This is a genomic window from Campylobacter concisus, from assembly GCF_902460535.1.
GTDB classification, from domain to species: Bacteria; Campylobacterota; Campylobacteria; order Campylobacterales; family Campylobacteraceae; genus Campylobacter_A; species Campylobacter_A concisus_AS.
In genome coordinates, this window is record NZ_CABPTV010000004.1 from 360,091 (window position 1) to 370,081 (window position 9,991).

7 protein-coding genes, 1 tRNA gene and 3 pseudogenes are annotated in these 9,991 nt (G+C 36.7%); 6 read left to right on the forward strand and 5 right to left on the reverse strand.

The features are described 5' to 3' along the window. Window positions 1-345 (forward strand): annotated as a pseudogene (locus FZ945_RS05700) (Cj0814-related protein); the annotation flags it as partial. A 69-nt stretch (window positions 346-414) separates the two neighbouring features. Here FZ945_RS05700 and FZ945_RS05705 read toward each other — a convergent pair. The 5 genes from FZ945_RS05705 to FZ945_RS05725 all read right to left on the reverse strand — a co-directional run bounded on the left by FZ945_RS05705 (window position 415) and on the right by FZ945_RS05725 (window position 3,950). Beyond that, window positions 415-1,251, reverse strand: coding sequence for a Cj0814-related protein (locus tag FZ945_RS05705; RefSeq protein WP_148803133.1), 837 nt, complete (start codon window positions 1,249-1,251; stop codon window positions 415-417). Between the two features lie 117 nt (window positions 1,252-1,368). After that, entirely contained in the window at window positions 1,369-2,469 is a 1,101-nt protein-coding gene (locus tag FZ945_RS05710; protein ID WP_262367165.1) for a Cj0814 family flagellar-dependent secreted protein, read from the reverse strand. 149 nt (window positions 2,470-2,618) lie between these two features. Then, a tRNA-Leu gene (locus FZ945_RS05715) sits at window positions 2,619-2,705 on the reverse strand. A 71-nt stretch (window positions 2,706-2,776) separates the two neighbouring features. After that, window positions 2,777-3,079, reverse strand: coding sequence for an HU family DNA-binding protein (locus FZ945_RS05720; RefSeq protein ID WP_012001719.1), 303 nt, complete (start codon window positions 3,077-3,079; stop codon window positions 2,777-2,779). A gap of 124 nt (window positions 3,080-3,203) precedes the next feature. Then, the gene (locus FZ945_RS05725) at window positions 3,204-3,950 is read right to left on the reverse strand and encodes a YaaA family protein (protein WP_148803135.1); all 747 of its coding nucleotides are present in this window, start codon (window positions 3,948-3,950) and stop codon (window positions 3,204-3,206) included. Between the two features lie 142 nt (window positions 3,951-4,092). Here FZ945_RS05725 and flgL point away from each other — a divergent pair, with 142 nt between their 5' ends. The 5 genes and pseudogenes from flgL (at window position 4,093) to FZ945_RS05745 (ending at window position 9,873) form a co-directional block, all read left to right on the forward strand. Beyond that, window positions 4,093-6,393: a flagellar hook-associated protein FlgL gene (flgL, locus tag FZ945_RS05730; protein WP_148803137.1), complete on the forward strand. Its 2,301-nt coding sequence runs from the start codon at window positions 4,093-4,095 to the stop codon at window positions 6,391-6,393. 143 nt (window positions 6,394-6,536) lie between these two features. Continuing rightward, window positions 6,537-6,899 (forward strand): annotated as a pseudogene (locus tag FZ945_RS10625) (DNA translocase FtsK 4TM domain-containing protein); the annotation flags it as partial. A 273-nt stretch (window positions 6,900-7,172) separates the two neighbouring features. Then, a pseudogene (locus tag FZ945_RS05735) lies at window positions 7,173-8,636 on the forward strand (DNA translocase FtsK); the annotation flags it as partial. A 117-nt stretch (window positions 8,637-8,753) separates the two neighbouring features. Then, complete coding sequence (locus tag FZ945_RS05740) at window positions 8,754-8,981, forward strand: hemerythrin domain-containing protein (RefSeq protein WP_148803141.1); 228 nt, start codon at window positions 8,754-8,756, stop codon at window positions 8,979-8,981. After that, window positions 8,908-9,873 (forward strand): GGDEF domain-containing protein, encoded by a 966-nt coding sequence (locus FZ945_RS05745; protein WP_222862615.1) that lies wholly within the window; start codon window positions 8,908-8,910, stop codon window positions 9,871-9,873. The genes FZ945_RS05740 and FZ945_RS05745 overlap by 74 nt, the downstream gene beginning before the upstream one ends. The last annotated feature ends 118 nt before the right edge of the window (window positions 9,874-9,991 follow it).

The window sequence follows — 9,991 nt, forward strand, 5'->3', positions numbered from 1 at the left end:
AACAAGGAGTCGCTTAGTCTTTTAGATAGAACCGACCTAAGCATAGATGAATTTAAAATATTATTTGCCAAAGCAAGAGAGAAAGCTACAAAGGATGTTGAAGAACAAAGAAAGCAGATAATTAAAGAAGAGCAAGAATACAATGCAAATTTTGCTAAAGAGCAGGCTGAGAAGAAATTTAAACCTATGCAGGTTAAGAAGAAGTATGAGACCTATGATATAAATAAGGATCAAAAATTTCTCTATGCAAGATAGCTTTTAAATTTCAAAGAAAAAAGAGGCATAGATGTCTTAGAGCTTATGCAAAAGATAGATAAGAAGCAAATTTTAAATAAGATGGCTTGATGGATAAAGCAGAACGAGCTTGTCATAGGATAACTTAGCAGCGGCTTGTGCTAGATACTAAAGATAAAGTTAAATCTTTTTATCAAAAACTTTTTTACCATTTTCTTCAAGTTTTTGCATAATGCGAAGCACATCGATACCTCGTTCTCTCTCAAGTTCTTGAAGCTTGAGCAAATATGAAAATTTCTCATCCTTAGTAATGTCATAAGTTTCAGTGTTTTTGCTTTCAGCTTGGATAGGAGTAAATTTTTTCTCTTTGGTGTCGTCTTTTTCTTCTTCAACGCTCTCTATATCTTGAATGCCCTTTTCATTCATCTCTTTTAGTATATTGACAGCATTTTTAGCATCTTCGCTAGATAAAGTTATATTAAATCGCTCTTTTAATGCATATTTAGCCCACTCCTCTTTAAACTCATCAACGCTCATATCGCTATCAAGCAGATCGACAGTCCTTGAGTTTTGCATAAATAGTAGCTGGCGATCGCCACGATATTCATTTAAAAATTCATTTACAGTGTATGGGGTATCTCTTAAAATTTTTGGCTTATCATTGTCTGGTTTTGCTTGCTGACCTTGTATGTATTCTACAAATAAACCTTTGCTTTCATTTATGAAATTTTTAAGATCTGATAACTGCTCGCTTGTAAAATCAGGATCGTAGCCTCTAAGCTTTCCTATGATAGTGACTTTTGCTTCATCACCTTTTGTAAAGCCAGATAGCGGATATATATGTCTATCGTAAGCCGCAGCTTGAGCCTTTCTATCAAGCCTTGCGTATTTAGGAAAGCTCATACCATATCCCATATTGTTATCAAGGATCTCGTTTATATCGTTAAATTTAAAGCCCATCTCACTAGCTATGTGTTCTCTAGACAGATAAGGATACGGCGAGCTAGAAATTTGCATTTTACTATCCTTAGTAAGTTTTAAACTACCTAGTGACTTCTCAAAAAATTTATTTGAGTAAAATCTCTCTTTGTTTAAATCGACCTTTCAACAATTTAGTTTATATATGACTTCTCTCTACAAAAAAGTATTGCTAATAGAACTTATCCTTTCACTCCAAGAATTTGCTAGAGAATTTATATCTTCGCTAGTTGGCTTAAATTTCTCATATTCGTTTGAAGTGACACTCTCTGCGTTAATGTTCTTTGATCTTGCATACATTAAAAGCGTTAGCTCTTTAAGTCTTTCTTTTATGAGTGCTTTGATACTCTCATTGTCCTTACCCACTTTTTCAAAATCCACAAAGTACTCTTTATGCTCTCCAGTGCTTGAGATATCATTTAGTGCAGCACTGCTAAGCTTAGTCTTTGCACTATCACTTGGTAGCGGTCTAGAACTACGTAAAAATCCCATGAAAAGAGCCTCTTTGCTATAACCTTCATCCGACTTATAAAAAGAGATATCAGGATTAAAACTAAACTCGTCACCTGCCTCGCTCATCGTAAAATCAACCTCTTTTACTATGAGCCTAACGCCTGCACTTGAAAGCTCTTTACTAAGAGTTTTGGCGCTATTTAGCTCATCAGTGCTAGAGTAGATATTTGAGATAGTGGAGTTTGATAGATCTTTTAGCAAATGTCCTTTGGCATCATAGTGAGTGCCTTTTGTGCTGTAGCCTTTTGGTAGTTTGCCTATATCTGCAAGGGTGTAGCTCTTTTTATCATCACCTAAGGCAGAGGTCATTTGGTCAAATAGTCTGTAGTAGTGCTTTATGGTGTCAGCCATATCGATGTTATCAAAGATCTTTATCTGCTCGTCTTTGCTTTTGATGCGATTTAGCACATGGTTACGTTCGGCAAATCTACTAAGCTCATCAAGCGTGCTTTTATGGATTTTAAAGTCCTGTGGCAAGCCTGCAGCTTTGTTAAAGTCAGCTCCCATAAAGCCAGCTTTATCCACTGTGTAGCCATAAGCTTGAAGATCACTGAAATTTAAAGAGATGAGGCTATTTTGCGAAGAAGTGGTATAAGTAAATTTAGCAGGTTCTTGGCTTGGTTCGCTAATCTTTTCTTTGGTTTTTTCGTTAAAAATATCACTAAAATTTATAGATCTATCTTGCTTGTGTTGTTGCTTAGTATATGAATTTACATTTGTGCTTAAGATGCTAATATCATTCATGGCATAACCGCCTAGCTTCTTTTATGTTTAAAGCAAAAAGGTGTTCCAGAGAAAATTGGTATTTCATGCTCCGTTGTTATTCAGTAAAAAATAATTACTTATAACTATATATCGTTACATGTATTTGGATTTTTTAAGATATTGTATAATGGTGCCCGAGGTCGGACTCGAACCGACACAAGGTTGCCCTTATCAGATTTTGAGTCTGACGCGTCTACCAGTTTCACCACTCGGGCTAAGTTAAGATTGAAATTTTAAATTTGTGAGAAGAAAGAAAAAGGGGAGAGTTGCTCCCCGAAAAAGAAAATTATTTCTTTTTACCTTTTTTAGCAGCACCAGCAGCAACTGCTTCTTTAAGTTTTTTGCCAACTTTGAATTTGACTGCTTTGCTAGCAGGAACGTCGATTACTTTCTTAGTTCCAGGAACTCTAGCTTTCCTTGCAGCTCTGTCAGCAGTACCGAAAGTACCAAAGCCTATAAAGCTAATTGTATCGCCTTTTTCAAGAACCGCTTGGATTGTCTCCAAAGTAGCATCAACAACTTTTAGAGTATCTTTTTTTGAAAGACCAGCCTTGTCGGCAACCGCTTGAATAAATTCAGCTTTTTTCATGAACCATCCTTTTAAGAAGTTATGGGGCAATTCTACACTCTTTTAAAAAAAAATACAATACTTTTTCCCTAAATTTAGCTCTTTTTTTGCATTTTTTTAGTAAAAAAGACCAAATTTTGAACTCTCACTCACAAATTTCAAACGTAAGCTCGTTTTTTAGCCCTATCTTTTTCATATCCACAAGTTTTAAATTTTCAAAATTTAGAGCCATTAGTTCATCTTTGTTTGTCACTTTAGCATTTGCGATCTGGCGCAAAACCTCACCTCTATAGGCTTTTGCATGGTGGCTTAGTATCTTTTTGTTTTTCAAGAAACAAAATGTCGTAAATTCTTTTTTTATCACATAAAATTTCTCATAAAATTTAGCCCTAAGATCTAAAATTTCATCATTTTCTAAAAAGCTATCGACCGCCTTGCTAAAATTTTGCTCATAAAATTTTGAAATATCAAAGCCGGCTAACTTTTCGCCTTGTTTTAGTTTGTACTCAGCTATCTCATCTTTTGCTAAAATTGGCCCAAATAAATTTGAAAATATCAAAACATTATTATCTATATATTTTTGAGCATCATCGCTTAGTCCGCGGTAGTTTAGGTGCTTGTAGGCAACGCCGTCATATCTTAAGATAGCTTTTATACTGCCTTTTTTAGATAGACTTTCTCGCAGTTGCTCGCTTTCCTCAAGCTCTTTTAGCCCAAAAAGCTTTTTTATCTCGTCTAAATTTGCACTTTTTAAAAAGTCATCATATCTATTTAAAATTTCAGCCCTTTTGCTAAAAAGCTTGGGAAAGATCAAATTTTTACCATCAAATTTATCACTTGTGTTTAGAGAAATTTTGCTTTCGCTTGGTGAGAAGAGGATTTTTAATGCCATTTTCTTTCCTATTTTTATATATGTAAATTTTGGCAGATTATACAATAAAACTTTTTCGCACTAAAAAAAATCAAATTTTCACCGATATATTACAAAGCGGAATTATTCTTGCTTAGAGTGAATAAAAATTTAGGGAAAAATTATGAGAATTACAAATCAACTACGTTTTAGTCAGACTTTGCACGACTATCAAAAAAATATGGTTGGCGTAAATAAAAGCTATCAGCAGCTCTCAAACGGACTTAAAATCCAAGATCCATACGACGGTGCTGCGGTTTATAACGATGCTATGAGGCTTGATTATGAAGCGACCACTCTCACTCAAGTGGCAGATGCTACTGGTAAGTCAGTAAATTTTGCAAAAAACACAGACAATGCACTGAAAGAATTTGAAAAACAGCTTGAAAATTTTAAAACTAAAGTCGTTCAAGCAGCCAGCGACGTGCATAGCACAACCTCTCTTGAAGCTTTAGCAAACGACCTTCAAGGCATCAAAAACCACCTTGTAAATATCGCAAATACCTCTATAAATGGGCAGTTTTTATTCTCAGGAAGTGCTGTGGATACTAAGCCGATAGATGGCTCAGGCAAATATCAAGGCAACCGCGACTATATGAAAACTTCAGCTGGTGCGCAGGTTGAGCTACCTTACAACATCCCGGGATTTGATCTATTTTTAGGAAAAGATGGCGACTACAACAAAATTTTAACAACAAACGTGATGCTAGCCGATCAAACTAGAACCGACATCGCTTATGCGCCAAAATATCTTGACGAAAATAGCAAGATAAAAAATATGATCGGTCTAAACTACGCTAGAGACTCAGTTGTTGGCAGCGATGGCTCTTATAAAGGCACGATCGAGCCAGATTATGACTTTTTGGATACTTCAAATGTAAAATTCCCTGACACATACTTTTTCATGCAGGGCAAAAAGCCTGATGGCACGACATTTACGAGTAAATTTAAGATGAGTGCCGATACGTCAATGGCTGGTTTGATGGAGAAGATCGGTATGGAATTTGGCAACACAAAGACGACAAAAGTTGTCGATGTGAGCATAAATAACGACGGACAATTTAACATAAAAGACCTCACAAAGGGCAATCAAACGATAGACTTTCACATGGTTGCAGCTACTTCTGTGGCAGCAAATCGTGGTGCGATAGCTCCAAATACGACGCTTAATAATGTAAATTCCTTAAAGGCACTTGAAGATATGGCAGATACTGTGCCAAAAACGGTTCATATAACTGAATTTACAAAGAGCAAATATCTTGATAAAGATGGAAATTTAACAAACGCATTTGACTATGACAAGGTTAGATTTGAGCGAAAGGACAATGAGCTAATCGCAAATTTACCTCAAGTAGCTAGAAGAACGGGTGAGTTTGCAACCGATCAGACAAAGCTAAGCGAGGTTTCAGGCACAAAAGAGAGCTACAATAGAAATTTATACCCAAGAGATGTCGATGCTAGAAAGAGGGAGCTTTACAACATAGATCGCCAAGAGATAGGCGTGCAAGTAAAATCAATAACCGGCACAAGATACGACATCACAGTAAAAATGGGCGAAGCAGGTGGCACGGACTCTCCTGTGCAATTTGATATAAAATCAACAACAGCTGCTGGCGCGGTATCTCCAACTAGAACTTTAACAGTTTATAACTCAGATGAATTTGGTAGTTACAGAACCTATGCAAGCGACTTTACATATCGCCAGCTAATGGACATCGTAGCAATGGCTGCAAGCGATAATATCCCAAATCCTCAGCACGCAGAAAATGCAAACTTTGATACAGATGTCGAAAAGGTAAGAAGAGATCAAAACTATAACGCCTATAAAGAGGCTTTGTCAAAGACTAGAGGCGCAGTAGAGGTAAATTTAGACGATAAGGGCAGGATGGTGCTAACTGACAAGACAAAATCTGTCACAAATATAGAGCTTACTATGTATGATGCTAAAAATGGAGATAAATTTGACGGAGATAGCACTGGTATTGCTGGTCATGCTCAAGGAAAGGGCTCAGTATTTAGCTTTAACGAAAACAATGCTTTAACTATCGATGAGCCAAGCACAAGTGTCTTTCAAGACCTTGATGATATGATATTTGCCGTTAGAAATGGCTATTATAGAGCAGACGCTAACAATCACGACCCACGAAATACAGGCATGCAAGGCGCTTTAAAAAGGCTAGATCACTTGGTAGATCATGCAAATAAAGAGCTTACAAAGATAGGCTCTCAAACAAAGCTACTAACTGCTACAAATCAGCGTGCAGAGGTCATGAAAGTAAATGTGCTAACTGTTAAAAATGACGTTATAGACGCAGACTATGCAGAGTCATATCTTAAATTTACGCAGCTTTCACTCTCATATCAAGCGACACTTCAAGCAAGCGCTAAGATAAATCAATTAAGCTTGCTAAACTACCTAAACTAAAATGATAAATCAGCAGGCCTAGCTTGCTGATTTTTTAAAAATTAAACTCAAGCGTGCTATAATAAGCCTTTTTAACAAAAGGATCTAAAATTTTAAGACATATATTATTTACTATTTTTGTTTGTTTTTTTGTATATTTTGGCATCGCTACGGCTGCTCCGACTGCTGATTTTGTAGGCTTGCTTGGACAAAGTCTTGGTGTTTTTAATATCAAGTATTTTGGCCTTATAGCCTATGTTTATCCATTTTTACTTATCGTTTTAGGCTATTTTGTATATAAAAATTTTAAGAAATTTGACTTTGATTTTGCCCAGTTTGTAGTTGGGATTTTTCTATTTTTTATCGCATTTTTGATGTTTCAAGCGCTAACCACTTCTGGAGCAAATAGCGGCGTGATAGGTGGCTTTATAGTTTCAGCTCTAAAAGAAGTCATCGGCGCTATCGGCACCGCGGTTGCAATACTTATGATATTTATCATCTCACTTGGACTTGCTTTTAGAGAAAATTTTGTCATTGTTTTAAGAAAGGCTTTTGTAGATAAAGAGCCAAATGGCTATGAAGAAAAAAGCAGAGGCGTAAAAGAGGTAAGGGCAAGGCAGATACCAAAGATAGAGCGCAAAAAGCCAAAAGCCGAAGAGATAAAAGAAGAAGAGCTTATAGATGCTCAGGTGCTAAATGATGATGAGCCAAATTTAGAGAGTGAGCCAGAAACTGAGCAAGAGATGGAGCCGGCACAAGAGAGCAGACCTGCTACTATAAGCGGGGTTGAAATTTTAAACGAAGTGGCTGAAAACAAAAAACTTCTTGATCAGATAGAGCGTGGCAAGGTCGAAAAGCCAAAAGACTTTGTCTTGCCACCGCTTAAATTTCTAAACGACCCTCCAAAGCGCTCGCACAATATAAATGAAGCCGAGATCGATCAGCAAATTTCAAATTTACTCGACAAACTGCGTAAATTTAAGATAGATGGCGACGTGGTGCGAACCTACACTGGCCCTATCGTCACGACATTTGAATTTCGCCCAGCCCCACACATCAAGGTTAGTAAAATTCTCACTTTACAAGATGACCTAGCGATGGCGCTAAAGGCGCAAACGATCCGTATCCAAGCGCCGATCCCTGGTAAAGATGTCGTTGGCATCGAAGTGCCAAATCAAAATTTAGAGACGATCTATCTAAAAGAAATTTTAGAAAGCGAAGTCTTTAAAAATGCGAGTAGCCCGCTAACCATGGCCCTTGGCAAGGATATCGTGGGTGCTCCTTTTGTGACTGACCTTAAAAAGCTTCCACATTTGCTGATCGCTGGCACAACAGGATCTGGCAAAAGTGTGGGTATAAACGCGATGCTTTTAAGTTTGCTTTATAGAAATAGCCCACAAACTTTGCGCCTAATGATGATAGATCCAAAGATGCTTGAATTTAGCATATATAACGACATTCCACACCTTTTGACACCGGTTATCACTGAGGCGAAAAAGGCGATCACTGCGCTTTCAAACATGGTCGCTGAGATGGAGCGAAGATATAAGATAATGAGCCAAACTCGCACAAAAAACATTGAGAGCTACAACGAAAAGATGAAGAGTGAAGGTGGCGAGCAGTTTCCATACATCGTCGTGATCATCGATGAGCTAGCCGATCTTATGATGACTAGCGGCAAGGACGTGGAGCTTTATATAGGCCGTCTAGCGCAGATGGCAAGGGCTAGTGGCATACACTTGATAGTAGCGACCCAGCGCCCAAGTGTCGATGTCGTGACTGGTCTTATAAAGGCAAATTTACCAAGTAGGATAAGCTATAGAGTGGGGCAGAGGATCGATAGTAAGGTCATCCTTGATCAAATGGGAGCTGAGAGCTTGCTAGGGCGAGGAGATATGCTATTTACGCCTCCTGGAAGCCCTGGAGTGATCAGGCTGCACGCACCATTTGCTAGTGAAAAAGAGATCGAGACGATCGTAAATTTCTTAAAAGAGCAACAAGACGTGATCTATGACGAGAAATTTCTAGCAGAGGAGGGCTCTAGCGCAGGCTCGGCTGCTGGCGTGCTAGGCGAAGATGAGCTTGATGAGCTTTATGAAGAGGCAAAAGAGATCATCTTAAGTGAGCAAAAAACATCTATCAGCTACCTACAAAGACGCCTAAAAATAGGCTACAACAAAGCTGCAAATATAATCGAACAAATGGAGAAAATGGGCGTTTTAAGCCCTGTAAACGCAAAAGGTCAGAGAGAAATTTTGGTTTAAATATAAATTTATATTCAAAGAATAAATTAACCTCCTTGTTAGCAAAAATTTATTTATATATAAGTTATATTAAAATAAAATAAAACGCAATTGAGTTGGCTATGCAAGGAGCAAAAAATGGCACAACAAGTTGTATTTGCTTGGGGAAGAGAATTTGAAACAAATATTAAACAAGTTGATTCGGAACATAGATATTTGGTTGAAATAATCAACTCTTTAGGAAATAAACTTGCTGCACAAAATACTACTTTACGTGATGTCTCACCCCTTTTTGAAGAACTGGTTAGCTATTCAAAAATATCACTTTTCAAACGAAGAAGGGTTGATGCTGGAGGCAGGCGTTGATGCAAGACACGCCAAAGAACATCTCAAAGCTCACAGAGTTTTTATCAAAGAAGTTACATCAAAATATAAAAATTTAAATTCAAATAATATAAAGGTTGAGGCAAAGGAACTACTTGACTTTTTGGTGCAATGGCTAACCTTTCATATACTTGGCATAGATAAAAATTTATCCGCTCAAATGCGACTTATAAAATCAGGCTATACTTCAGAACAGGCATATGAAGAAGTTAGTGGAGTAAATCACGAGCAGCTTGATACTTTAGTTAAATCTTTTAATGGTGTTTTTGGTGTTTTGATGAAATATAATGAAGAACTTTTGATGCTTAAAAATTCACTTGAAGAAAAAGTTAAACAGCGCACAGAAGAGTTGCTTGAGAGCAATAAAAAATTAGAAATTTTAGCTATGACCGACCAATTAACAGCACTTGCAAATCGTCGTAGAATGAGTTATGAGCTTGAAGACTGTTTGCAAAAATACACTGAAAGTAAAGTTCCATTTACGATCATAATGTTCGATCTTGATAATTTCAAAACCATTAATGATACTTTTGGACACGATGCTGGCGATGTTGTGCTTGTGGAATTTTCAAATGTTCTTAAATTTAATCTACGCACTGATGATATAATATGCCGTATAGGTGGAGATGAATTTTTAGTAATATGCCCTAGCACCGATGCTGATGGTGCATTAAAAATAGCTACAAAAATTCATAAAAAAATAAATAAAATACGTATCGAATTTAAAAATGCTTGCTGGATCGGATCTGCAAGCATCGGAGTTGTTACGGTAAATGACAAGATCGCGGCAAAGGAAAAAATTTTAAAAGCTGCTGATAAATCAGTTTATGATGCTAAAAATGCTGGAAAAAATAAAGTTGTTTGCTTTAAATAATTTTTAGATTCCAATTTTTAAATTTACATTAAAAATATAACTTCTTGTGTGTTTTAAAATTTTTAGTTTTTAGTATTTTTTTAAAATTTTTATTCATTTTTTATTCGTAGAATAATAT